Below are 24112 nucleotides of genomic sequence, written 5' to 3'. Positions count from 1 at the left end.
CGTTTCTTTTGTTTTATTCTGCGTTTTTGAATTCTTTTTCAATTTGTAGTCGTTGGACTTTCATGGTTGCTGTTCGTGGGATATCTTCGTAGTCGCGTAAAATTGGCTGATTGAGGTGAGGGAGATCTTCCACCATTTTCCACCAAGCATCCCAATCCATTTCACGATTTGGCGCTAAAGCAATGATAGGTTGTGGTGAGTTCTCTTTGTCGCGAACGATCACAACTTCGGCAAGGAAGTCTAAATGATCCAGCAAAAGGTCTTCCAAAGCAAGATTGCTTTCAATATTTTTGATCAAGTCCACTTGACGGTCTTTTAAGTAAAGATGTCCCTGATCATCCATCATGCCGTAGTCTCCACTGTCCCACCAAGCGCCATAGACATTGTCAGCAAAACGCTGATCTTCTTTATAATAGGTCAACGCGCGTCCTTTTGAAAGGAAATGGATGTGCCCATCGGTATTGGCTGGCAGCTCGTTGCCCTCTGCATCGGCGATCCGTGCTCTCGTTAAGTCCTCGAGACCCACACCCATATCACGGGCATCGTTGGTAGCGATGCTTTCTAAGGTATGTGCTTTTAGGATCATTGGCCCGCATTCACTTTGACCATAGACTTGCAAAAAGATTGCTTCTTTTGTTGCTGAAGTATTTAAAAAAGTGGCCATTGTTTGGTTGTTGATGGCATCAAAGGTTGAATGGTAATAGCGAATATTGGCGAAAGCATCTGGTTGTTCTTTTGCCACAAAGCTCCATTGGACAAAATTGTTTGGATGAGTTTCCAAAGCGATTGGTGGATATTCTTTTAGCATGCCTACGACATGAGCGCCGTTGGCATTGGCTAATGGCATCATCGGAAAGCCCATCGCCATCAAGGATGAGATGCCGATATTGAAGCGGGAGTGCACCGGTGAAATATGGAACGCCACTAAATCAGAGTCTGCATTATCAGAGTCTGCCTTGGTGCGATCAATCTTGGTGAAGATCGTTTTTTGCCATTTTGTCCGCCAGCCCATGGAGTTTGCCGAATGACAAATCAATTTTGGAATACCCGTTGTTCCAGAAGTGTGGGTCATATAGGAAATTTGATCCACCGGTAACTCAGTTTGTGCCACGGGTTCCGCTGGTTGTTGCAGCAGACGACGAACAGCAATCTGTTTGTCAGTACTGCTATTTTTCACTTGTGCGACGCGGCCTTCGGTTTCTTCATCAAATAAGATGAATGGATCTTCTAAGCGATCCACAAACACTTCGATGGTTTCAGCAGGGAAATGATAAGAGATCATAGCAGGCACTGCGCCAAGGTAAGAAGCAGCCGTTGCTAATAAATAGGTATCGAATTTTGAAGATTTATAAAGAATGATTTTATCGCCGGCTTGCACGCCAAGTGCAGCAAGTTGGTAAGCACGTTTTAAAATCATTTCATGGCTCGAACGGTAGGTACTACGATAGCCAAGTTCAGGAAATGCTGGTAGCACTTCATCGTGGATGATGGTTGTGTCAGGAAATGCCTCGGCGGCTTCGCGGTAATTGGTGTAAAGATTTAATGGACGATAGTCTAAAATGGTCAAATAGAACACTCCTTTAAAAGTTCGTGAAAAACTTCATTTGATTTCTCCATTTTAGCACAGGAATTTCTCGATACAATAGATTTTCAGTGTTTTTTATTTATTTCTAAAAAATCCTTCCCTCAAAGACTTTCGAAGAATGAATGACTGTGATGTGTTATCATTCATTCCTCGTACTAAGCGGGAAAAGCGCATAATCAACGGGTGTATTTTACTATAAAATCTTCGATTGGGAGCCGGAAATCCAGATAGCGTGCTTCTAATTCTGCACGACTCCAATTCCACCAAGCGATTTCTTGTAAAGCAGTGATCGTTTCTGGATCAAAGCGGTATTTGATCACTTTTGCTGGAACCCCGCCGACGATCGCATAAGGCGGCACATCTTTGGTTACGACTGCGTTTGAGGCGATCACGGCACCATCACCGACGGTCAAACCAGATTGGATCACGGCACCGTGGCCGATCCAGACATCATTGCCAATGACGGTCGTTTTTGCTTTGCGTTTTTCTAAGAAGGACTCGTCCTTTGGCGCAAATCCATAGCCTTCGCCATTATAGGCAAAAAGATGCTGACTAGGGCGTTCATAGGGATGATTGGTGGGGCCGATGCGGACCATCGCTGCGATACTGATAAAACGTCCTAATTGACTGTTCTGAATAAAGCAATATTGCCCCGTATAGGTATAATTGCCGATGGAAGAATGATCAATGTGATTGGCTTCGCCAATTTCGACATAGTCTCCTAAAGTTGTGTCTTGAAGTTGCGAGTCTTTGCCAACGATCGGCTGTTCATCTGGAAAATTTGTGATCGATAGGTGCATAGTAATCATCCTCTCTTGCGTATTGCTATCATTTTACCGCACTTTTTTGTACTATTTGACTAATACGCACTAAAGACAAAAGGAGGTCTGCTTTATGGAGACGATTTATCAGTTAGATAAGATGACCGAAACGATAGGTAAGCGAGCAATCAAAAAAGGATACTCGTTAAAAAATCAAGCGGCCCCAGAGGCGCTGTTTGTGCGCAGTTCAACGGTTCCTAACGAATTGATCACACCAGAATTAGCTGTGATCGTTCGCTCAGGAACAGGCACCAATACGATCGATTTGGCACGGTGTACTCAAAATGGCACAGTAGTTTTCAATAGTCCTGGTGTCAATGCCAATGCAGTCAAAGAGTTGGTGCTATCCAATTTATTTCTCAGCGTTCGCCCCTTATTCAAAGCGATCCAGACGGTAGCCGATTTGCAAGAAGAGGTAACGTCAGGTCAAATTGAAGCAGAAGAGGTGTTGAAGGTAGCTGAAGAACGGCGAAAAGAAGTGATCGGCGAAGAATTAGCTGGAAAAACCATCGGTATTTTAGGCTTAGGAGAGATCGGTGAACGGGTGGCAAAAGCCTGTCATCAGCTAGGGATGGAAGTCCTCGGCTATGCCCGTACGAAAAAAGCGGCACACGATTACGAACAAGTCAGTGACTTGCACGTACTGTTGGCCGAATCAGATTTTATAGTGGTTTTGCTCCCTTTAAGTCAGGAAACCAAAGGCATGCTGAATCGACAAACGATTCAGCAGATGAAAAAAAATGCAGTGTTAATGAATTTTGGGCGCGGGGAGATCGTGGAAGAAGCAGCCGTCTTAGAAGCACTAGCCAAAAATCAGCTCAAACAATACATCACCGACTTTCCTAGTGCCGGCTTGATCGGACAACAGAAAGTGTTGTGTTATCCGCATATCGGCGGCAGTACTACCAATGCCTTGGAAAAGGGGGATCACGTAGTTTTTGATCGCATGCATGCCTATTTGCGCGCTGGGACGATTCAAGAATCGGTCAATTTTCCTCATGCAGAGTTGCCTTTTTTGGCACCGTATCGCTTGGCGCTGTTTTATCACGACAAGCCTGGTGCTTTTGCCCCGCTATTGCGGATCATTTCTGAAGCAGGCGTAGATATCGATAATTTGGCGAGTGAGAGAAAAGCCGGAGTCGCCTATACCTTGATTGATCTTGATGAGACAAATGAAATACTGCTGCAAGATCTACAGAAGCAGATACAGCAAGAAACAGCGGTCATCCGTGCCCGCTTGATCAAAAATTCGCGAACCAGTGAATAGTTGCCACCAACAATGTTTCTTGTTATGATGAAAAAAAAGTAAAGGAAGTTCATCATGACGAATAAGTTTCAAGATAAAAAGAAGGTCGCTTTGCCTCGTTATCAGCAGATTGCCGTGGCGATCGCGGAACGAATCGTTGAAAATCGCTACCAAGTTGGGCAAAAGATCCATGCGCGCTCAACGTTAGCCAGCAATTTCAATGTCTCTCCTGAAACAGCCCGCAAAGCGATCAATGTATTAGTTGATTTAGAAATCATGGATGTCCGTCATGGCAGCGGCGCCTATATTGCTTCAAAGGAAAAAGCACAGGCCTTTGTTGAACAATACCAAGATGTGCAGTCGATCCAAGAAATCAGACAAGACATTTTAGACAGTGTGGAGCGGCAGCAGCAAGAGCTGGATAATTTTTCTGACTTGTTGAACACGTTAGTGCAGCAGACCAAAAAGGTACACCATATGAGTCCGTTTGTGCCCTTTGAACTTCAGTTGACGGAACAAGCGCAGCATTTGGAAAAAAGTATCAATGAATTGAATATTTGGCAAGCCACAGGGGCGACGATCATCGCAATCCAAACAACCGAAGAATTGTTGTTGTCACCAGGACCTTATGCGAAATTCAGTGCAGGCAATACGATTTATTTTGTCGGAAATGAACTGGCGTTGCAGCGCATGACCAATTTCTTCTATCCAACGGACCATTCAGCGTAATTCTTTTTCCTGATTCCCATGCTTTTTTTGCAAAAGAAAAAGCATTGGGAAATTTTTTTTGACAAAGTGACCACATCTTGTTAAGATAGTATGGTCACTTTCGTGAAATTTTTCAGAAAAAGGAGTATTAATCATTTGAGTAAAGTTAAAGTGGAACACTTAACCAAAATCTTCGGTAAGAAAAAGCAGCAAGCTCTTGCCATGGTCAAAGAACAACGCAGCAAAAACGAGATTTTAGAAAAAACGGGTGCCACCGTCGGGGTCTATGATGTGAACTTTGAAGTCAACGAAGGCGAGATTTTCGTCATCATGGGCCTTTCTGGAAGCGGGAAGTCAACATTGATTCGACTATTGAATCGATTGATCGAGCCGTCTGGCGGAGATATTTACATAGATGGCGTGGATGTTGCCAAAATGAGTAAAGAGGAACTACGAGAAGTTCGCCGTCACAAAATCAACATGGTTTTCCAAAGCTTTGGCCTTTTCCCTCATCGGACAATTTTAGAGAACACAGAATACGGACTAGAAGTCCGTGGGGTCTCGAAAGAAGAACGAACAGCGAAAGCGGAAAAAGCGTTAGAAAACTCAGGATTGCTTTCTTTTAAAGACCAATACCCTGACCAGCTGTCTGGAGGGATGCAACAGCGTGTGGGACTTGCCCGTGCGTTAGCCAATGATCCAGAGATCCTCTTGATGGATGAGGCCTTTTCAGCATTAGATCCGCTGATTCGCCGTGAAATGCAAGATGAACTTTTAGAATTGCAAGCCAATGTTCAAAAAACGATTATCTTTATCACCCATGATTTGAACGAGGCCTTGCGGATCGGTGACCGGATCGCTTTAATGAAAGATGGTCAGATCATGCAGATCGGTACAGGAGAAGATATTTTGACGAATCCTGCCAACCAATACGTGCGTGATTTCGTGGAAGATGTCGATCGTTCCAAAGTCTTGACTGCGCAAAACATCATGGTTCCAGCATTGACGACGAACATCGAGATCGATGGACCAAGCGTAGCATTGAACCGGATGCGGAAAGAAGAAGTCAGCATGCTGTTAGCCGTCGACAAACGTCGTCACCTAAAAGGAAGCTTGACAGCCGAGTCTGCTCGTGAGGCACGGAAAAACAATCTGACCTTGAAGGAAGTTATTGATAAAAATGTTAAAAAGATCGATAAAGATATGCTGGTAACGGATATCTTCAATTTGATCTATGATTCGCCTACACCTTTAGCCGTGGTAGAAAACGATCGTTTGATCGGAGTCGTGATCCGCGGAAGTGTGATTGAAGCATTGGCTGAGACTGATTCAGCCGCTCAAGCAGAGGAAGGGGTAGTGACAAATGGATAATTTCTTACAACATACGATTCCGGTGGCTGATTGGGTCGAAAACTTTACTGATTGGCTAACAGGAACTTTCAGTGGATTGTTTTCAGCCTTACAGTCTTTCGGACAATTTATCATGGACGCTATTACAAATGTATTACTGTTTGTACCACCGTTATTAATGATCGTCTTATTGACGGCTGCTGCCTTTTTCGTTTCACGCAAAAAATTCGGCTTGCCAGCTTTTACTTTTGTCGGGTTGCTGTTCATCTATAACCAAGGGTTATGGACAGACTTGATGAACACCGTCACGTTGGTCTTATTGTCGAGTTTGGTTTCGATCATCATTGGGATTCCACTAGGAATCTTAATGGCGAAAAGCGAAAAAGCGCAAAGTATCGTGACGCCGATCTTAGACTTTATGCAAACGATGCCTGGTTTCGTTTATTTGATTCCTGCGGTTGCTTTCTTCGGGATCGGGATGGTTCCTGGGGTCTTCGCCTCAGTGATCTTCGCTCTACCACCAACCGTTCGGATGACGAACTTAGGGATTCGCCAAATTTCTCGTGAATTGGTGGAAGCCTCTGATTCCTTCGGTGGGACTGGCTGGCAAAAACTGATCAAATTAGAATTGCCACTAGCCAAAAGCACTATTTTGGCTGGGGTCAACCAAACCACGATGCTGGCATTATCAATGGTCGTGATCGCGTCAATGATCGGTGCTCCTGGGTTAGGGCGCGGCGTCTTGTCCGCCTTGCAACGAGCACAAGTCGGTAACGGATTTGTCAGTGGGGTATCCTTAGTTATTTTGGCGATCATCATGGATCGCTTTACCCAGAATTTGAATCGTTCGGCACATCAAAAAGCAGCCAGCAAGACAAGTCGCAAACAAAAACGTCTTTTTGGCGGGATTGCTGCAGCGGCAGTCGTTGCTTTGATTGGCGCATCGTTTGCCTTTGGAAATGTTTCTGACAGCAAAGGCACGGTGAACTTGGCGTATGTCGAATGGGATACGGAAGTCGCATCTACCCATGTGGTGGCAGAAGTCTTGTCGCAAATGGGCTACGAAGTCAACACGACGCCTTTGGATAATGCCATCATGTGGGAATCGGTGGCAAAAGGGGAAGTTGACGGGATGGTTGCTGCTTGGCTGCCATCTACGCATCAATCCCAGTATGAACAGTACCAAGACCAAGTCGAGAACTTAGGTCCTAACTTAGAAGGGGCAAAACTGGGGATCGTTGTACCAAGTTATATGGATGTAGATTCCATCGCAGACCTTTCTGACGAAGCTGGAAAAACCATCACTGGTATCGAACCAGGCGCTGGTGTCGTAAATGCAGCGGAAAATACGGTTGCAACGTATGACAACCTTTCCGATTGGAATGTCGCTACCTCTTCTTCTGGAGCGATGACAGTGGCATTGGGCCAAGCCATCAAGAACCAAGATGAGATCGTTATTACTGGTTGGTCTCCACACTGGATGTTTGCGAAATATGATCTGAAATATCTGGATGATCCAGAAGGAACAATGGGTGAAGCAGAAAGCATCAATACTGTTGTACGTCAAGGATTAGCAGATGACATGCCAGAAGTTTACGAAGTACTTGATCGTTTTAACTGGACACAGGAAGATATGGAAGAAGTCATGTTAGCAATCAATGACGGAACATCAGCCGAAGATGCAGCCAAAGATTGGGTAGCCAATCACCCAGAAGAAGTTGCTGCATGGACGAACTAATGTCTAAAAAAAGAACGACCGCAGATTGAAGCGGTCGTTCTTTTTGTTGTTTAAAATACTTAGGTTCATAACGAAAGACGAGGGGATGATTTTTGCAAAAGACGGAGCTTTTGTGCAGGTTAAGCAAAACGATGAAAAATCGGCTGCATCTGTTCAAACGTACAGAGTTCAGTAAATCCTAATGATCGTAAAAGATCTTGTCCCTCTTTGATTTGAAACCCGAGCTGCTCTGGTTTATGACTATCGCTGCCGATGGTTAGCACGCTTTCCCCCAAGTCACGATAAAGCTTGAGGATCTCGATCGATGGCGTATACCCATTGATTCCGTAACGGTGGGAAGAGGTATTCAGTTCAATGCCTTTGCCATCTTTGATCACGACTTTCAAGATCTCTGCGATTTGTTCTTTCGTTTGTTTAAAAGCGTCCTTCTCTTTATCTAAATAACGACGAATCAAATCCATATGGGCTAAGACGGAATACTCTTTATATGTCGTGACTAGTTGATACATTTCATCATAATAGCGCTCGTAGCATTCCTGTTGGCTACGCCCTTTTTGAAATTCTCCGGTCCAAAATTCTTGATCGTCTACCTGATGAACGGAAAGTAAAATGAAATCAAAGGGATGCGAACGATAAAGACGGGTAAATTGTGGGATCGTGTGCATTTGCATCCCAAATTCCAGCCCAGTTTTTAGCTTGATTTGGTCACTGTATGTTTCCTTTAAGCGTGCCAGTTCGTTCAAATACAAGTCGTAGTAGACATTTTTTACGACTTTATTGGCTCCGACGAGGTACGTATCCGTCGCTTGCCAGTCTTCTTTGACCCCATAATCCACATGATCGGTAAAGCAGATTTCTGCTACGCCTAGTTTAATGGCGTCTTTGACTACATCTTCCATCAAATACCAAGAATCATCGCTGTAATCACTATGAACGTGATAGTCTGTAAAAATCATGGCGTCTCCTTTTGTTTCGTCATTTTTGCTGCTTCTGCCAGTCTGCTCGTTTTTGATGATAGAGCTGGGCGGCAGTCTCCCAATGTTCTTTGTCAGCCGGCTGAATCTCACGGATCACACGGGCTGGATTGCCGCCGACGATCGTATTCGGCGGCACATCTTTTGTGACGACGGATCCAGCAGCGACGATGGCATGTTTGCCGATCGTGACACCTGGTAAAATCGTACTATTACCCCCGATCCAAACGTAATCTTCGACGGTGATCGGTAGGCCAAATTCCAAATCTTGACTGCGGATCACAGAATCGATCGGATGGCCGGCGGTATAGAAGCTGACCCGTGGTCCCACCATCACATAATCACCAATCAGAATCTTATTGACATCTAAAAAAATGCAATCCATATTGGCATAAAAGTGATCACCAATCTCAACATGGCGACCATAATCAACAAAAAGGGGTGGCTGGACAAAGCAATGCTGCCCAAATTTGCCAAAGAGTACTTTTTCTTTGGCGATGATTCCTTCTCGGTTATCGACTGGTAAATGGTTGATTTCCTGGACCCGTTTTTTTCCCTCCGCTGAACTATTCTCAGGGAGAATGCCGGCAGCTTGATACAGTTGACCAGCCAACATCGCTTGATAATCAAAGTCTTCTTTCATTGCAAAATCCTTTCTAAGACGGTAAATCGTCGGTGGTTAATTCAATCAAATTGCCTTCGGGGTCTTGGACAACTGCTTCATAATAGCCATCGCCTGTCGTACGAGGACCATTTAAAAGAGGGTAGCCATCTTCAACAAACCGTTGAGCGTATCGATCAACGTCAGCTTGATCACCTACTGCAATCGCAAGGTGAGTGTAGCCTAAGCTCTCACTGACACGAGGGCTTAAAAATTTCTTGGTCGTTAATTCTAACCGACTTCCAGAATCAAAGGTCAAAAAATAGGACTGAAAGCCTGTTTTCGGATTATGATATTTTTGGTTGCTGACCGCCTGAAAGTAGGTTTCATAAAATGTTCTCATTTTTTCTAAATCATTGACATATAGTGCGATGTGTTCAATTTTCATTATTGACAACTCCTTTAATACGCAACATGCGTCGTTCTTTCTTCGTTCCTTTTTGAACTTAGTAAACTTTGTTTAATAAGTTGCTTCTATTATACCTTTGTTAACAAAATTAATAAAGGTATATTCCCAGCTTTTTATCTGTTAAAATAGGAGCGTTGAGGGGGAGAAAAATGAAAGCTTATCAGCCAACGACCATTAAATTACATAATCAGGCAGTATTGCTGGATTTGCTAAAACAGCAGCAAGCGCCTATGACCAAGCGCCAACTGGCAGATGCCTCTCAATTAAGCGTGGTAACGATCAACAAGCTGCTTCCTGAATTGATAGAAAAGCAGTTGCTTTTGACGACGGATCAACCGCAACGAACGGGAGGACGTCAAGCTGCGGCTTACCAGTACAATGCGCAACGGACACTGTTGTTGATCATTCAGTTTATCGAAGAAGACCAGCAGATCGTGATTCGTTTTTCGGTCGTCGATCTCGTCGGGAACATTTTGCATCATGAGCAGTCAGCAGAGGGCCGATTGCCGCAGTTCTTGCAAGTGATTCGTCAGATAAAACAGGAATACCCGAAAATCAGCTTGGCAGTCGTGGGAATTCCTGGTGTGGAAATTGCTGGAAGACTGAAGATCATGGATGCTCCAGCATTTAAGGACATGGCGCTAGGGGAATTGATTGAAAAGGAGATCGCGGTAAAAACGCTTATTGAGAATGACGTGAATGCAGCGGTATTCCATTTCAAAGAAGAGAAAAAAATCGTGGCTGGCATTTATTTTCCGAAAAATTATCCGCCAGGTGCGGGACTGGTCATCGACCAACAGCTCTTTAAAGGAGCCAACCATTTAAGTGGCGAAATCAAGCATTTGCCGCATCTTTACAAAGTTTCTTACCCTTTGGCAACAGAGGCGATCCAAGAGCAAGTGACTGCCACTCTTCAAGCGATCGTGGCAGTCACGGACCCGCATCAAGTCATTTTGTTTTTGCCCTCTGAGTGGCAGGCGCTTGTGCCGCGCTCTTTTTTGGAAAAGCAGCTGGCAGCAGTGTTTCATTATGGCGTCTTACCAAAGTTACACTTTTCAGATCGGTTTTCAGAAAACTATTTGGCTGGGTTGATCACGATGGGAATCGAAGCAGCGGGCTTAGGGCTTTGATTCGCAGCATTCAACTGGTACTGAGGACAAAAACTGCCACTGCTTCCTTTATCAGAAGCAGTGGCAGTTTTTTTGAAAATACGAGAACTCACAGTTTAGCGAGTTTCTGTGCTTTTTCGGTATTCGCAAAATGCAGTTTGGCATATTTGCCCAATAGTGCTATGCCACCTTGCTGCAGTAATTTTGCGGCAACTTGGTCAGCAGCTGCGTGGGCGCCAGAAGGCAAGCGCAAACCGACTTCTTTAGAGGCTGCATCTAATTCATCCAAAAAGACTGTACGACATAAAATAGAGGCTGCCGCTACTGCTAGATGATATTGTTCACCTTTCGTCGCAAAATAGAGCTTTTCGGTAACCGCTGCTTGTTCCGACTTTAAATAAGTGCGATAATTTTTTTCGCTTGTGAACTGATCGATCAAAATGGCATCTGGTGTCTCAGGAGCAATCTTTTGCAAAAGCAAACGAATGGCTTGATTATGCAAAGCAACTTTCATTCGGACTGTGTTGTATTTTGGTTGGATCTCGTTGTATTTGCTGGGCGTGACGGTGAGCAATTGGTAAGGAACCAATTCTTTGATTTTCGGCGCCATCTTACGGATCTCTGGATCTGTCAGCATTTTTGAGTCCTTGACTCCTAAAGCTTTCAGCTGTGGTAATTGCTCTTTTTTTGCATAGACGGCACAGACCACCAAAGGACCGAAATAACTGCCATTACCGACCTCGTCACTGCCGACGACGCTTTTTTCGCTAAATCCTGCTGGCAACGCAGTGGATGAAACAGTCGCTTTTTTCTTATCTGGTACAGCACTTGCCGTATCGCCCCATAAGGAAGCTTCTTTTTCAGCAGTCGCTCCTTGGAACATGACTTTTCCTGACGTATAAGCAGTGATCGTCGTTGGCCCTTTTTTGGCGACAAACACTGTATAAGGAACTTTCTTAGCTAGCAAATCTCGTTGGTAAAATTGCTGCATCTTTTGGATAGTTGAAGTTGGTACTTTGATAACGATCGTACTCATTTGATTCCTCCTGATTTTTTGTCTTTTTTTAGGTAGACAAAAGGATACATTAAGATTTTACCATACTTCTTATTCTTTTTTACTAAGACGATCAGCAAACAAACGATTGGCATGGAAATTCATAAGAAAATCACGTATAATAGTTAAGAGTTTGCGACACATGTTCAATAAGTGATAGAATAGAGCAGAATGTAAGCAATGGGAGGAAATATTCCTATGACGGAGCAAAAGAAACGTTATAAAGCAGTTATCGCGAATCAAAGTTACACGATTATTGGACGCGAAAGCAAAGAACACATGGATATGGTGACAAGATTGGTCAATGACCAACTGCTTGAGATCATGCAATTATCGCCACAAACCGATCAAGAACAAGCGTCGATCTTATTAGCGATCAACGCTGTTTCCGACCAGCTGAAAAAACAAGAACAGCTTTTGGTCCTACAAAAAAAGGTGGACGAGCTGCGAGGACAAGCCATTAAAGCAACGGAGCTTGAGAATCGCATTAAGCGGATCGAAGCGATTGAATCCGAAGCACGGAAAGTTCTCGATGAGACAGGTCGCAGTGATGTGGAGATCCATAATCATGTGGAAGCACAACAGATCTTAAATGAACAAAGGAAACGAAAAATTCAAGAAAAGACAGCCCATGGGTAGTGCGGCGTAGAAAGGATACCTAAATGATTGGATTATTTGTCTTGGTTTTGTTGTTGGCAGCCTTTTACGGCGGCGCACGGCGCGGAACCAGTTTACAATTGGTCTCAGTTTTGGGCTATTTGATCTCTTTTTTCTTTGCAGTTGCAAATTACCAAGAAATTGCGAAGAAAATTGAGCTCTATGTTCCTTATATGTCAGTAACGGCGGACTCAAAGTTAAAATACTACGATATGGAACTGGCTTTAAATTTAGACAAAGCCTATTATGCAGCCATTGCTTTTGTGATGGTGCTCTTTGCTGGATGGCTGATCACAAAACTAGTGGTGATTTTTGCAGACAGTTTGCGTTACAAACGCCTACGTTTTTTAGGTGGTTATGACTGGGCAGTTGCGGGTGTTTTGAATGTTATCTTGATGTATATCAATTTGTACATGTTTTTCATGATTCTCTCAATGATCCCGTTTGCCACGATTCAAAATCTGTTTGAAACGAGCGGAACTGCGAATTTCATCGTTGATCGGTCGCCGATTCTCTCAGATTACTTCTATCGATTGTGGATCACAGATGTGATTGGGTAAAAAGCAGGCAGATGGTTGCAGAGCCATTCTGCCTTTTTCTTAGGAACAAAAAGTTAAAACAAAGCAGGTGAGAAAAGAATGAATACTAAGATCCTTGATGTTTTAGGATTTGAACAAGTAAAGAGTCAAATCGGTCAGTATATTGTAACAGCCCAAGGAAAAGAAGCCTTAGCAAAGCTTGCGCCATCAAGTGATGCGCAAGTCATTTCCTCTTGGCTAGCAGAAACAGAAGACGCGATCAAGATCCAACGTTTAAGAGGCGGAATCCCTGTACCAAAGATTGAGAATATTCGTCCCCAAATGAAACGGATCGAAATTGGCGCCGATTTAAACGGCATTGAGTTGGCACAAGTTGCCCGTGTCTTATCAACTACGCAGGAATTGAAACGCTTTTTTGCTGATTTGTCTGAAAGCGAGATTGAATTTTCCCGCTTGTATCACTGGGAAGAACAGTTGGTGTCTTTGCCAACCTTGAATCGACGCTTGAAAGAAGCTATCGATGAGGATGGCCGAGTCACAGATGATGCCTCTCCAGCACTACGTGGAATTCGCCAATCGATCCGACGAGCAGAACGGACGATTCGCGAGACATTGGATGGCATCGTCCGAGGTGGCAATGCAAAGTATCTAAGTGATACGATCGTAACCATGCGAAATGAGCGTTATGTGATTCCAGTCAAACAAGAGTACCGAGGTGTTTTCGGCGGGGTAGTCCACGACCAAAGTTCCTCTGGTCAAACCTTGTTTATCGAACCGAAACAAGTAGTGGAACAAAATAACCGTTTGCGCCAGCATCAAATTGCGGAACGGGATGAAATTACACGTATTCTAGCAGAATTGTCAGCAGAGTTAGCCCCATATCAGAGAGAGATTCTCCATAATGCGTATGTGATCGGGATCATGGATTTCATGAATGCCAAGGCTCGTTTTGGAAAAGAGATGAAGGCAATCGTACCAGCGATCAATCAAGACAACCATGTCTTTTTTAAGCAAGCACGTCATCCATTGATCGATCAAGAAAAAGTCGTTCCTAACGATATTACGATTGGAAAAGACTATCAAGCCGTTGTCATTACTGGGCCGAATACCGGTGGGAAAACCATCACCTTAAAAACATTAGGGCTATTGCAGATCATGGGCCAAGCTGGTTTACCAATTCTGGCAGAAGAAGAAAGCCAAATGGGTGTCTTCAATGAGATTTTTGCGGACATTGGGGATGAACAATCCATTGAGCAAAGTCTATCGACCTTTTCTTCTCATATGACAACGATCGTTGAAGTGTTGAAAAAAGTCGACGAGACAAGCTTAGTTCTCTTTGATGAATTAGGCGCAGGAACCGATCCTCAAGAAGGGGCGGCACTAGCGATTGCGATTTTGGACGAACTTGGGGCTAAGTCGGCTTATGTCATGGCGACGACCCATTATCCTGAATTGAAGGTTTATGGCTATAACCGATCCAATACGATCAATGCCTCTATGGAATTTGATGTTGATACCTTAAGTCCGACCTATCGCTTGTTGATCGGGGTTCCAGGACGAAGCAATGCGTTTGAGATTTCGAAAAGACTTGGCTTGCCAGATACGATCATTGATCAAGCCAAAGAGATCATGGATGGAGAAAGCCAAGACCTGAATGAAATGATCGCTGATTTAGAAAATCGAAGAAAAATGACGGAAACCGAGTATCTTGAAGTCCGTCATCATGTAAAAGAAGCGGCCCGCTTGCACCAAGAGCTAGAAGCAGCCTATAGTTATTTCTTTGAAGAACGTGAAAAAGAATTGGCGAAAGCTCGGCAAAAAGCCAATCAGATCGTTGAAGAAGCCAAAGAAGAATCTGAAAAAATCATTGCCGATATTCGTAAAATGCAGTTAGCCGGCGGTCAAACGAAGGTCAAAGAACACGAGCTGATCGACGCGCGCACCAAGTTATCAGGACTGCAACAAGAAGAACATCTGCAAAAAAACAAGGTTCTGCAAAAAGCCAAAGCAGCCAAGACGCTGAAAGAAGGAGACGAAGTGCTTGTAACATCTTATGGGCAGCGCGGGGTCTTATTGAAAAAAGCAGGCAAAAATCAATGGCAAGTCCAAATCGGTATTTTGAAAATGAATTTGCCAGAAACAGATCTCCAACCAGCAGCGCCAGTGAAGGAGCCTACACAGCGTATCGTCAATACGATTCGTTCTGCTGACAGCAGTCCAGTGGTCAATCAGTTGGATTTACGCGGTAAGCGGTACGAAGAAGCCCTCAATGAAGTGGATCAGTATTTAGATGCAGCGATTTTGGCAGGCTATCCGCAAGTGACGATCGTCCACGGAAAAGGAACCGGCGCATTGCGTCAAGGGATCACTGACTACCTAAAAAATCATCGCTCGGTGAAAAGTTTTGAATTTGCGCCAGCAAATCAAGGGGGCAATGGGGCGACCATTGTGAAGTTTAACTAACCTTTAAGAACCCTTACCTTTTGTAAGCAGACGATTTTAAAAAACTTCCGATACGTGGTATACTTTTTTTAGTTTTAAAAATGGAGGGGAAGTACGATGGCAAAAGAAATTACTGATAAAACTTTTTCAGAAGAAACCGATAAAGGCTTAGTCCTTATTGATTTTTGGGCAACTTGGTGTGGTCCATGTCGGATGCAAGCGCCGATCTTGGAACAATTAGCGAATGAATATGAGGAAGACGAATTGAAGATCGTGAAAATGGATGTGGATGAAAATCCTGAAACACCAGCTTCATTCGGGATCATGTCTATTCCAACTTTGTTGTTGAAAAAAGACGGCCAAGTCGTTGATAAAGCAATTGGGGTGCATACAAAAGATCAATTGAAAGCTTTAGTTGCGGAACATATGTAATAGAAGAAACGTTTTTGAAGCAATAGCCGAAAGTGGCTATTGCTTTTTTTATTTTGGGGACGTTTTTTTCAAATTTTCTATTAGGCAGTGGTATACTTAAAGTGGGGAGTGGCACTAAAAAATATCTTGTTAATATAGTAAGAAAGTGATACCAAAATAGGATTAAAGGGGGAATAAAAATGAAAAAGTTGAAACGTGGGTTGCTTCAAGGCGTTGCGATTGTTGGGGTACTGGTCGCACCCATCGTAGGAACGATCACACAAGTCTATGCAGCAAATGAAGGAGATTCGACAACAGCTTCTTTCGCTGCGCAAGAGACTACGTCAGAAAGTTTCTCAGAAGAAAGCGCAGCATCATCTCAAGAGGCCAGCACTGAAAGTATAGAGTCAAGTTCGACAACAGAGTCCTCATCAACGTCTACCTCTTCATCAGAAACAACGTCAAGTACTGGCACGGCTACGACTGAGACCAGTCAGACCGAGGCCACCCAAGACTCATCTACTCAATCGACGGAAGAAACTTCGGAAGAACCAGAACTTGGGAACATTGATGTTGAACCAGTTGCAGATAAAAACCAATATGTAAAAATCAAGCCGGTCGTAGCAACGGATCCAGAAACACACAAAATCCTTTACCGTTTAGAAAATGGCCAATTGATCGAACAAGGAACGATCGATGAACTAGCTGGCAAGGTATACCGTAGTGTCAAACGGTATCAAGATAACGATAAGCAGACCTATCTTGAAATTCGCGACGATCAAAAGGTTATCGGTGTCGTAGCAGAAGCAGCAGTGAAAGTTGCCGGCGGAACCTTCAAAACCGAGAAGAAATATGCAACCATCACAAGTGCGAAAGAACCGATTTGGCAAGATGTGTTTTTAGATAAAAAAACGAGCACCTCTTTAAGCATTAATGGTCAAACCTTTGAAATCAAAGAAATATTCACGACGAATAATAACGTAGCCTATTACGCATTGTATTCAAATAAAAATGTTCTCATCGGTTGGATAAAAGCCGCCGGTGTTAAGTTAGCGACAACTCCTGGTGGTGCATGGCAGTCTGAATCAAAATATGCCACGATCATCAGCGGGAATTATACGCTATGGCAAAATTTTAATTGGACAGCGAAGAAAGGAACGACAGCCGCTTTAAATGGCAAAACAGTCAAAGTTACTGGGAAATATCGTCACTTGAATGGGTCGACGTACTATTCCCTTTATACAAATAACAATAAATGGCTAGGCTATATCAATGCCTCGGGTGTTAAGCTAACGACGGATGCACAAGGTGCCTATCAATCCTACGGAAAATATGTGACATTGACCAAGAAAAATTACACGATTTGGGGGAATTTCCGTTGGTCGAGTAAGAAAAATACTACAACGAAATTAGCGGGAAAAACCTATCTTGCAAAAGGAAGATATAACCATGTCAATGGCGGTGTCTACTTGTCCCTTTATGATGCTAACGGAAAATGGATCGGCTACTTAAATGCCGATGCAGCAACGGTTGCCAACAATCAAGGCGGTACTTGGCAAAGTGAAAAACGCACAGTCCGCCTAAAAAGTAAGAATTATACCTTATGGCAAGATTTAGCTTTTGCGAAGAAAAAAGGCAGCAGCGCTGATTATATGAACAAGAATATTCAAGTTACTGGGAAATATCAACATTTCAACGGCTCCACCTACTATTCACTTTATCTCAATAACAAGTGGCTGGGTTACATCAATGCAAGTGGGGTGACTAATGCCCATACGATCACCTCTCAAAGCAACATTAGCCGCTACGTGGTCGTCAAGAATGGGGATGGCAATTTCTTTGAAAAAGCTGATCCAAATAGTACGAAACTTGGGAAAAAGAGTGCCTACAGAGGGTATATGGCACAAGCGACCAAACTAGCAAAAACGAGTGATGGCAACTACCTGTATCTCGTTTCGCCAGCCGGTCGAATCGGTTGGGTCAAGGAAAATCAAACCACAAATGTAAATAGTAACTTTTGGATGTATACTACTGGAGGAAAATATCCTTCATTAAACGTTCAAAACTTAAATATTGAAGTATCCATCAGCAAACAGCGGGTTTATATCAAATCAGGGAATAAAGTAATTTATACGATGCTTTGCTCGACCGGTGCCTTCAATACACCAACACCTTTAGGGAATTTTCGCATCCAAGCAGAAAAAGGCTTAGCTTTTTCAGGAGCCGCCTACTACCGTTCCTTTAAAGACCATGGGGTCTATTTATTCCATACGATCCCAACGAGTATCGCTTGGTCCACCAATGCTTTTAGTTCCGTTGAAGGACGAAAATTAGGCACTCGGGCTTCTCATGGCTGTATTCGATTAGCAGTGCCGGATGCCAAATGGTTTTACTATAACATGCCTTATAATACGCCTGTCAAAATTGCTAATTAATGATCAAAAGTCGTTTCCGTCAACGGAGACGGCTTTTATTTTCCAAAAAAAAAGATTGACGCTGGCTATATCATTCGATAATATATCATTAAGTGATATAGTTAGTGGGATGGAGGAATCAAATGGATGAGGCATTGACAGATTCAACCTATTTGATTTTATTAGCGCTTTTAAAGCCAAAACATGGGTATGTCATTATGAAACAAATCCATGAGCTAAGCCAAGGAACATTTGAGATTGGCCCCGCGACGATGTATACGATTTTGAAAAAGCTGACGAAAAAGGGGTGGATCGATTTAGAAGAAAGCGTCGATCGAAAAAAAATCTATCAGATTACACCAGAAGGAAGACAGGTTCTGGAGAAAGATATTCAGCGACGCAAACTATTTTATCAAATCGGAGAACAGGTCTTCGAAGCGTTAGGAGGGGAACAAGATGGGCATCAATAAGAAATATCTTCTTTCTCTTGGAGTCGCCTATTATCCGGAAAAGGAAATGGTTCGTTTACAAAAACAAGCGTCAATGGGCTGGCATTTTGTGAAGATGAATCGGTTAGGGTTTTTGAAGTTTATCAAAGGAAAATCGGAAACGACCAAATATGCAGTGGACTTTTTCGAAGGAGATCCTTCTGAGATCGTTGATTACCTAGCGATGTATCAAGCTGGGGGCTGGACCTATATCAGCAATTATAAAGATCGGTATTTTTATTTTAAAGCATCTCCGGATACACCAGCGATTTTCAGCGATCAAGAAAGCTATCAAGAACGAATCGATAATGAGACGCGCTATTTGATGAAAAAATCGATTCTGTTTTCAGTGGTCAGTTTAGCAATTTTAGCAGTGATTTATTTTTCCATTCGTTATTTCAATATTCGTACAAATCCCTTTTGGTCCTTTGGGCTAGGATTGATTACTGGGCTAGTATTTATTCCGATAGGGGTAGGATTGACCACGATTTTGATGAAATTTTTATACAAAAATCGAGCAAGTTATTACAATGAACCAGAGAAACTGGCGAAACGTCAACGGGTGATCCGCGACTCTATCATCTTGATGGTTGCAGGAGCAATCGTTGGTGCCATTATCGGTTTTTTCTTTAGTGACATATTTTATTAGACAGGGAAGGTGAGCATGTGTTAGAAGCAAAACAGCTAGTAAAAACATTTGGGGATTATACAGCAGTCGATCAATTGTCTTTTACCATCAATGATGGTCAGATTATGGGATTAATTGGTCAAAACGGAGCAGGAAAAACGACGACATTCCGATTGATCTTGGATTTTTTGAAAGCCGATCAAGGAGAAGTATTATGGGATGGTCACAAAATTAGTGAAAAAGAATACAATCTTATTGGCTATCTGCCAGAAGAACGCGGCTTGTATCCAAAAGTCACGATTGAAGATCAATTGATCTACTTCGCGCGTTTACGTGGCAAAAAGAAAGAAGACATCGTACCCAAAATCGACTATTGGATGGACAAGTTTAAAGTCAAAGGCAAGAAAACTGATAAAGTCAAATCTTTATCAAAAGGAAATCAGCAAAAAGTTCAGCTAATTTCAACGTTGATCCATGAACCAAAATTAGTGATTCTAGATGAACCGTTTAGTGGCTTAGACCCAGTCAACGCGGAACTGTTGAAAAACGGGATCATTGAACTGAAAAAAAATGGCTCTTGTGTCATCTTCTCCAGTCATAATATGGATAACGTAGAAAAAATCTGTGACCACTTGATTATGCTAAGGGATGGTCAAACTGTCTTAAACGGAAAGGTCCATGAAATTCGTGAATCCTTTGGACGAACGAAAGTTTATTTGGAGTCTAATTTGACGAAAGAACAGCTTTTGGCAGTGGCAGGTGTTGAGGAAGTCATTGCCAGAGAAGACGGCAGCTATGATATTACGATCGCTGATCCTGCAGTAGGAAAAACCTTATTTGATTTAGCGACGGCGGATGGTTATATCCCTATGTTCAATCAACAACCGCCAACGTTAGAAGAAATCTTTAAGCGGAAGGCAGGAAAAACAAATGAATAAGTTTTGGGTAATCGCATTAGATGTTTATAAGAAAAATATCAAATCAATTTCGTTTTTGATTATGATATTGGTTCCATTCATTGCAATGGGCGGATTTTATCTGATTAGTTACTTTGCCGATGGTATGAGCAGTGTGGATAAAATTGTCGTTTATGCGAATGAACCAGCCATTGCGCAGACCTTTGTGGAGCAAAGTAGCGATGATTATGAATTTGAAGTTGTGGAAAGCGAAGAACAAGGACAACAACAGTTGGCTGACAAAGATGCTGATGCCTTGTTAGTTATTACTGCTTCAGGGGATACGCTGCAAGGGGAATTATTAAGCGAGTCCTCAATGGGGCAAGCTTTAGAGCTGACGATCCAACAATTATTGACGGGCTTGCAGTCATCCTTTCGAGCTAGCGAGCTTGGTTTGACTGCTGAGCAAGTGGCAGTTCTTAGTGAAGTTGCACCGCTTGACCGGCAAAAAGTTTCCTTCAGTGAAGGTGGCGAAATGACCTATGGAGAAGATAATACCGCGATGCAAGCAGCAGTTAGTACCATCGCAACAATCGTTCTCTTTTTCTTTATCATCACTTACGCACAAATCATTGCGCAAGAAATTGCTTCTGAAAAAGGAACGCGCATTATGGAAGTCATTTTGTCTAGTACGCGTGCACAAACCCATTACTACGCCAAATTAACTGGGGTGATCATGGTTGCAGCGACCCAGCTAGTTGCGTATGTTGCGATTTTTGGCGGGAGTTATTTCTGGATCAAGGACAACTCCATGGTAAAAGACTTATTGGCAAGTTTTTCATCAGATGGCATTTTTGGTCCTTTCCTCGTGTTTGCGATCGTTTTCGTCTTCTTAGGAATCTTGATCTATTCTGTCTTGTCAGCCCTTTGCGGGTCGTTAGTGAACAAAGCAGAAGATACGGCGAAAGCCATTATTCCAGTGACGTATCTTTCGTTGGGCGGGTATATGCTAGGAATCGTACTAGGCGGTATGGATCCGCATAACGTTGTTTTACGAGTAACTTCTTATATCCCATTCTTGTCCTCGTATATTATGCCAGTACGGCTTGCTAATGATACAGTGGGGATTGGCGGAGCGTTGATTTCAGTAGGGATCCTTGCTGTTACCACGATCGTCCTGATGCTGGTTTCTGCAAAAATGTACAAATCAAATGTCTTGATCTATAACGACAATGGCATCTTGGCAACGTTGAAACAATCACTGGTGTTAATGAAAAATGAGAAATAAAAAAAACGCCCGATCCTTTTTGTGATCGGGCGTTTTTTATTGGCTAGAATCTAGAAAACAAGGTGCAGGCCTTTAGAATTCCTGCACAAAAAAGTCGAAGATCGATTGCTCAGAAGGCAGCTTGTGAGCGGCTAGCTCAGGATGCCACTGAATGCCTAAGATCGGTGCGCCATAGGCGGTGGATTCTATGGCTTCAACAACACCATCAGGAGCGGTGGCGGTCACATTGAAATCATCTGCAACTGTTTTGACTGCTTGGTGATGAAAAGAATTGACTTGATAGGTTGTGCCTAAAAGAGCAGCCAAACGACTGTCTGCCTTGATTTCCACCCGATGTGTAGGGAATTGAAAGAACGTTGGTAATTGCACGTGTTTGATCGTTGGGTGATCGATCAAAGAGAGATCTTGGTACAAACTCCCACCAAATGCGACATTTAGTAACTGCATGCCGCGGCAGATTCCAAAGATGGGTTTGTTTTGAGCCACTGCTTCTTTGATCAATGCCAATTCAAAGACATCACGATCAGGATGAATGCCTTGAATCAAAGGATGAGGATCTTCGCCATAATGATCAGGGGAGACATCATGACCACCGGCTAACAAGAGTTTATCGATTTTGCTGATGTAAGTCGCAGCATCTTCCACGACACCCATTGGTAATATTAGGGGAATGCCTTGGGCTTGTTGGATATGGGTGACAAAATTTTTGGGTGTATAGGACAACCAATGTTCTGCTTCTTCAATCATTGGCCGTTCATTAGCAGCGATGCCGATAATGGGTTTCATTTGATCAAACCTTTCTATAAGTAAATGGAACGAAAAGAAAAAAGGACACGAGGTCCTTTTTTCGAGCATCTTCGCTTTATTTTTCGCGAATAACTTCGATTTTATAACCATCAGGATCTTTCACAAAATAGTAAGATGGAGAAGTCCCTGGTAGTCCTTTCAAGTCAGTGACGTCAAATCCGGCAGCTTGGTGCTTCTCATGAAGCGCTTCTAGATCATCGGTACTGATGGCGATGTGGCCATAGCCGTCGCCTAACTCATAGCCAGGATGGTCATAGTTATATGTCAACTCTAGCTCGTAGTCATCTCCAGGCAATGTTAAGTAAACCAAAGTAAATTGATGTTCAGGAAAATCACGACGGCGAGATTCTTCAAAACCAAAGGCAGTTTGATAAAAATCTAGAGAAGCCGTTAAGTCTTTGACGCGGACACAAGTGTGAGCCATTTTCATGGGTAAATCATCCTTTCGATCTTGATAGTTGTATGATAACATATTTTCTCATTTTATAACGAATAAAAGACAACAGAGCGTTATTTCCAGCTTGTCCAGACTATTGGCATAGGGTAAAATGGAAAGAAAGTGTTGGTGGAGGGAATCATGCCAGAAAAGGAAATTGTGTTCGGGGAAAAAGAAGCGGGGAAACCATACAAATCAAGATATGGCGCGTATGTCGTTCTTCCAAATGAAAAAAATGAAGTGATCTTGGTACAAGCACCCAATGGCGCCTATTTTTTACCAGGCGGTGAAATTGAACCAAATGAGACCAAAGAAGAAGCGATCCAGCGAGAATTAATAGAAGAACTTGGATTTGAAGGGGAGATCGCTGCCTATTTAGGGGAGGCAGTTGAATACTTCTATTCACGCCATCGCGATACATTTTACCATCATCCCGGCTATTTCTATTTAATGACCAAATGGAAAAAAGTCTGTGAACCGACAGAAGAAACCAATCAGTTGTCATGGCATACGCCAGAAGAAGCGATTCAGCGATTGAAACGCGGCAGCCATAAATGGGCAGTTGAACAATGGTTGGCAAAATAAAAAAGGCAGGCTTCCGATAAAAAGGAAACCTGCCTTTTACACTTAGTTATTTGCTAAAACATACTTGTTGATTACTTCTGCCACACCGTCTTCTTCGTTTGATGCAGTTAGGACATCTGCGGCATTTTTCACGTTTTCAGTGGCATTGGCCATCGCCACACCGATACCAGCGTATTCCACCATGGTTAAATCATTTTCGTTATCGCCGATCGCCATGACTTCTTCTTGTTTGATGCCTAAGTGCTCCGCCAATTTTTTGACAGCAGCCCCTTTATGGGCTTGTTTATTTAGAACTTCCAAGAAGTAAGGAGCACTTTTGACCACATTGTAATTGTCCGTCAAACTGCTCGGCAATTGTGGGATGATCTGATCAAGTATTTCGGGATCATCGATCATCATCATTTTGATGATATTCAAGTCAGCAGTCATTTCTTCTGGTGTCCGATATTTCAATGGCATGTTGACTAAGAAGGCTTCATAAATCGTATAAGGACTGATATCGCGGTTAGCGGTATACATGGTATCTTCGGTTTCTACATGAAGATGAACCCCTAATTTTCTCGCAGTCATCTCAACAAAGAGATAGTCATCTTGGGACAAGCCGAATTCAGAGATGATCTCTTGGTTTTTGGTTTTTTGAACCAAAGAGCCATTATAAGTAATAACGAAATCATTGTCCGTAAATAAGTCTAGTTCCTTTAATAAATCTTGGACACCAGTTAAAGGGCGTCCCGTACACAAAACGATGCGTACACCTTGCTTTTCAGCGTCTTTCAATGCCTTGTAAACGGCTGGGGTGATCTTGCGGTCGTTGTTCAACAGGGTACCATCGATATCGATGGCGATCAATTTGATACTCATAAGTT

The 24112-nt window shown here is 43.0% G+C and carries 24 protein-coding genes; 15 read left to right on the top strand and 9 right to left on the bottom strand.

What is annotated here, in order from left to right:
• Nucleotides 1-13 precede the first annotated feature (13 nt).
• Complete coding sequence (locus IGJ17_RS12760) at nt 14-1567, bottom strand: AMP-binding protein (RefSeq protein WP_429961471.1); 1554 nt, start codon at nt 1565-1567, stop codon at nt 14-16.
• Between the two features lie 194 nt (nt 1568-1761).
• Nucleotides 1762-2385, bottom strand: a complete 624-nt coding sequence (locus IGJ17_RS12755; RefSeq protein WP_008380829.1) for a DapH/DapD/GlmU-related protein — start codon at nt 2383-2385, stop codon at nt 1762-1764.
• 94 nt (nt 2386-2479) lie between these two features.
• Here IGJ17_RS12755 and IGJ17_RS12750 point away from each other — a divergent pair, with 94 nt between their 5' ends.
• The 4 genes from IGJ17_RS12750 (at nt 2480) to IGJ17_RS12735 (ending at nt 7448) form a co-directional block, all read left to right on the top strand.
• Entirely contained in the window at nt 2480-3673 is a 1194-nt protein-coding gene (locus tag IGJ17_RS12750; RefSeq protein WP_016612666.1) for an NAD(P)-dependent oxidoreductase, read from the top strand.
• A 54-nt stretch (nt 3674-3727) separates the two neighbouring features.
• On the top strand, nt 3728-4381 hold the full coding sequence (locus IGJ17_RS12745; protein WP_005234303.1) for a GntR family transcriptional regulator: 654 nt from the start codon (nt 3728-3730) through the stop codon (nt 4379-4381).
• Nucleotides 4382-4516: 135 nt separating this feature from the next.
• A complete protein-coding gene (locus IGJ17_RS12740) occupies nt 4517-5731 on the top strand; it encodes a quaternary amine ABC transporter ATP-binding protein (RefSeq protein WP_005228609.1) in 1215 nt (404 codons plus the stop codon).
• The gene (locus IGJ17_RS12735) at nt 5724-7448 is read left to right on the top strand and encodes an ABC transporter permease/substrate binding protein (RefSeq protein WP_005228611.1); all 1725 of its coding nucleotides are present in this window, start codon (nt 5724-5726) and stop codon (nt 7446-7448) included. The genes IGJ17_RS12740 and IGJ17_RS12735 overlap by 8 nt, the downstream gene beginning before the upstream one ends.
• Nucleotides 7449-7567: 119 nt before the next feature.
• Here IGJ17_RS12735 and IGJ17_RS12730 read toward each other — a convergent pair whose 3' ends face one another.
• The 3 genes from IGJ17_RS12730 to IGJ17_RS12720 are packed head-to-tail and all read right to left on the bottom strand — an operon-like array spanning nt 7568 to nt 9471.
• The gene (locus tag IGJ17_RS12730; protein WP_429961470.1) at nt 7568-8404 is read right to left on the bottom strand and encodes a histidinol-phosphatase HisJ family protein; all 837 of its coding nucleotides are present in this window, start codon (nt 8402-8404) and stop codon (nt 7568-7570) included.
• A 19-nt stretch (nt 8405-8423) separates the two neighbouring features.
• Nucleotides 8424-9065 carry a sugar O-acetyltransferase gene (locus tag IGJ17_RS12725; RefSeq protein ID WP_429961469.1) on the bottom strand — a complete coding sequence of 214 codons (642 nt, stop codon included), beginning with the start codon at nt 9063-9065 and terminating at the stop codon, nt 8424-8426.
• Nucleotides 9066-9078: 13 nt separating this feature from the next.
• The gene (locus tag IGJ17_RS12720; RefSeq protein WP_008380837.1) at nt 9079-9471 is read right to left on the bottom strand and encodes a VOC family protein; all 393 of its coding nucleotides are present in this window, start codon (nt 9469-9471) and stop codon (nt 9079-9081) included.
• 170 nt (nt 9472-9641) lie between these two features.
• Between IGJ17_RS12720 and IGJ17_RS12715 the strand changes: the two genes are divergently transcribed.
• Nucleotides 9642-10622: an ROK family protein gene (locus IGJ17_RS12715; protein WP_086297807.1), complete on the top strand. Its 981-nt coding sequence runs from the start codon at nt 9642-9644 to the stop codon at nt 10620-10622.
• A gap of 88 nt (nt 10623-10710) precedes the next feature.
• Here IGJ17_RS12715 and rnhC read toward each other — a convergent pair whose 3' ends face one another.
• Nucleotides 10711-11637, bottom strand: a complete 927-nt coding sequence (gene rnhC / locus IGJ17_RS12710; RefSeq protein WP_429961468.1) for a ribonuclease HIII — start codon at nt 11635-11637, stop codon at nt 10711-10713.
• A 216-nt stretch (nt 11638-11853) separates the two neighbouring features.
• On the opposite strand from rnhC, the gene zapA reads away from it, so the two are divergent.
• The 9 genes from zapA (at nt 11854) to IGJ17_RS12665 (ending at nt 21418) form a co-directional block, all read left to right on the top strand.
• Nucleotides 11854-12294: a cell division protein ZapA gene (zapA, locus tag IGJ17_RS12705; protein WP_005228634.1), complete on the top strand. Its 441-nt coding sequence runs from the start codon at nt 11854-11856 to the stop codon at nt 12292-12294.
• A gap of 23 nt (nt 12295-12317) precedes the next feature.
• Nucleotides 12318-12872, top strand: a complete 555-nt coding sequence (locus IGJ17_RS12700) for a CvpA family protein (protein ID WP_429961467.1) — start codon at nt 12318-12320, stop codon at nt 12870-12872.
• 78 nt (nt 12873-12950) lie between these two features.
• Nucleotides 12951-15314, top strand: coding sequence for an endonuclease MutS2 (locus tag IGJ17_RS12695; protein WP_074933413.1), 2364 nt, complete (start codon nt 12951-12953; stop codon nt 15312-15314).
• Between the two features lie 96 nt (nt 15315-15410).
• A complete protein-coding gene (trxA, locus tag IGJ17_RS12690) occupies nt 15411-15725 on the top strand; it encodes a thioredoxin (RefSeq protein ID WP_005228645.1) in 315 nt (104 codons plus the stop codon).
• A 179-nt stretch (nt 15726-15904) separates the two neighbouring features.
• Entirely contained in the window at nt 15905-18139 is a 2235-nt protein-coding gene (locus tag IGJ17_RS12685) for a L,D-transpeptidase (RefSeq protein ID WP_429961466.1), read from the top strand.
• Nucleotides 18140-18261: 122 nt separating this feature from the next.
• Nucleotides 18262-18588, top strand: a complete 327-nt coding sequence (locus IGJ17_RS12680) for a PadR family transcriptional regulator (RefSeq protein WP_005234324.1) — start codon at nt 18262-18264, stop codon at nt 18586-18588.
• Nucleotides 18575-19255 (top strand): DUF2812 domain-containing protein, encoded by a 681-nt coding sequence (locus tag IGJ17_RS12675; RefSeq protein WP_005234326.1) that lies wholly within the window; start codon nt 18575-18577, stop codon nt 19253-19255. Before IGJ17_RS12680 ends, IGJ17_RS12675 begins: the two co-directional genes overlap by 14 nt.
• Before the next feature lie 17 nt (nt 19256-19272).
• Nucleotides 19273-20172 (top strand): ABC transporter ATP-binding protein, encoded by a 900-nt coding sequence (locus tag IGJ17_RS12670; protein ID WP_005234329.1) that lies wholly within the window; start codon nt 19273-19275, stop codon nt 20170-20172.
• The gene (locus IGJ17_RS12665; protein WP_008380850.1) at nt 20165-21418 is read left to right on the top strand and encodes an ABC transporter permease; all 1254 of its coding nucleotides are present in this window, start codon (nt 20165-20167) and stop codon (nt 21416-21418) included. Before IGJ17_RS12670 ends, IGJ17_RS12665 begins: the two co-directional genes overlap by 8 nt.
• Before the next feature lie 72 nt (nt 21419-21490).
• On the opposite strand, the gene IGJ17_RS12660 is transcribed toward IGJ17_RS12665, so the two are convergent.
• Together IGJ17_RS12660 and gloA are read right to left on the bottom strand one after the other, a co-directional pair.
• Nucleotides 21491-22204 (bottom strand): gamma-glutamyl-gamma-aminobutyrate hydrolase family protein, encoded by a 714-nt coding sequence (locus IGJ17_RS12660; protein ID WP_008380852.1) that lies wholly within the window; start codon nt 22202-22204, stop codon nt 21491-21493.
• Nucleotides 22205-22280: 76 nt separating this feature from the next.
• Nucleotides 22281-22655 (bottom strand): lactoylglutathione lyase, encoded by a 375-nt coding sequence (gene gloA, locus IGJ17_RS12655; RefSeq protein WP_005234340.1) that lies wholly within the window; start codon nt 22653-22655, stop codon nt 22281-22283.
• Between the two features lie 147 nt (nt 22656-22802).
• Between gloA and IGJ17_RS12650 the strand changes: the two genes are divergently transcribed.
• Entirely contained in the window at nt 22803-23246 is a 444-nt protein-coding gene (locus IGJ17_RS12650) for an NUDIX hydrolase (RefSeq protein ID WP_005234342.1), read from the top strand.
• Between the two features lie 42 nt (nt 23247-23288).
• On the opposite strand, the gene yidA is transcribed toward IGJ17_RS12650, so the two are convergent.
• On the bottom strand, nt 23289-24107 hold the full coding sequence (yidA, locus tag IGJ17_RS12645) for a sugar-phosphatase (protein WP_016619757.1): 819 nt from the start codon (nt 24105-24107) through the stop codon (nt 23289-23291).
• Nucleotides 24108-24112: the final 5 nt, after the last annotated feature.

The organism is Enterococcus sp. DIV1096b, from assembly GCF_050498765.1.
GTDB lineage: Bacteria > Bacillota > Bacilli > Lactobacillales > Enterococcaceae > Enterococcus_D > Enterococcus_D entomosocium.
This window is presented reverse-complemented; position numbering and strand designations above follow the sequence as displayed.

Coding starts and splice junctions, on each gene's coding strand:
- IGJ17_RS12660 (WP_008380852.1), bottom strand. CDS start 22,204: ATGAAACCCATTATCGGCATCGCTGCTAATGAACGGCCAATGATTGAA.
- IGJ17_RS12735 (WP_005228611.1), top strand. CDS start 5,724: ATGGATAATTTCTTACAACATACGATTCCGGTGGCTGATTGGGTCGAA.
- IGJ17_RS12665 (WP_008380850.1), top strand. CDS start 20,165: ATGAATAAGTTTTGGGTAATCGCATTAGATGTTTATAAGAAAAATATC.
- IGJ17_RS12755 (WP_008380829.1), bottom strand. CDS start 2,385: ATGCACCTATCGATCACAAATTTTCCAGATGAACAGCCGATCGTTGGC.
- yidA (WP_016619757.1), bottom strand. CDS start 24,107: ATGAGTATCAAATTGATCGCCATCGATATCGATGGTACCCTGTTGAAC.
- IGJ17_RS12675 (WP_005234326.1), top strand. CDS start 18,575: ATGGGCATCAATAAGAAATATCTTCTTTCTCTTGGAGTCGCCTATTAT.
- IGJ17_RS12715 (WP_086297807.1), top strand. CDS start 9,642: ATGAAAGCTTATCAGCCAACGACCATTAAATTACATAATCAGGCAGTA.
- IGJ17_RS12750 (WP_016612666.1), top strand. CDS start 2,480: ATGGAGACGATTTATCAGTTAGATAAGATGACCGAAACGATAGGTAAG.
- IGJ17_RS12730 (WP_429961470.1), bottom strand. CDS start 8,404: ATGATTTTTACAGACTATCACGTTCATAGTGATTACAGCGATGATTCT.
- gloA (WP_005234340.1), bottom strand. CDS start 22,655: ATGAAAATGGCTCACACTTGTGTCCGCGTCAAAGACTTAACGGCTTCT.
- IGJ17_RS12745 (WP_005234303.1), top strand. CDS start 3,728: ATGACGAATAAGTTTCAAGATAAAAAGAAGGTCGCTTTGCCTCGTTAT.
- IGJ17_RS12700 (WP_429961467.1), top strand. CDS start 12,318: ATGATTGGATTATTTGTCTTGGTTTTGTTGTTGGCAGCCTTTTACGGC.
- zapA (WP_005228634.1), top strand. CDS start 11,854: ATGACGGAGCAAAAGAAACGTTATAAAGCAGTTATCGCGAATCAAAGT.
- IGJ17_RS12680 (WP_005234324.1), top strand. CDS start 18,262: ATGGATGAGGCATTGACAGATTCAACCTATTTGATTTTATTAGCGCTT.
- IGJ17_RS12685 (WP_429961466.1), top strand. CDS start 15,905: ATGAAAAAGTTGAAACGTGGGTTGCTTCAAGGCGTTGCGATTGTTGGG.
- IGJ17_RS12695 (WP_074933413.1), top strand. CDS start 12,951: ATGAATACTAAGATCCTTGATGTTTTAGGATTTGAACAAGTAAAGAGT.
- IGJ17_RS12720 (WP_008380837.1), bottom strand. CDS start 9,471: ATGAAAATTGAACACATCGCACTATATGTCAATGATTTAGAAAAAATG.
- rnhC (WP_429961468.1), bottom strand. CDS start 11,637: ATGAGTACGATCGTTATCAAAGTACCAACTTCAACTATCCAAAAGATG.
- IGJ17_RS12650 (WP_005234342.1), top strand. CDS start 22,803: ATGCCAGAAAAGGAAATTGTGTTCGGGGAAAAAGAAGCGGGGAAACCA.
- trxA (WP_005228645.1), top strand. CDS start 15,411: ATGGCAAAAGAAATTACTGATAAAACTTTTTCAGAAGAAACCGATAAA.
- IGJ17_RS12725 (WP_429961469.1), bottom strand. CDS start 9,065: ATGAAAGAAGACTTTGATTATCAAGCGATGTTGGCTGGTCAACTGTAT.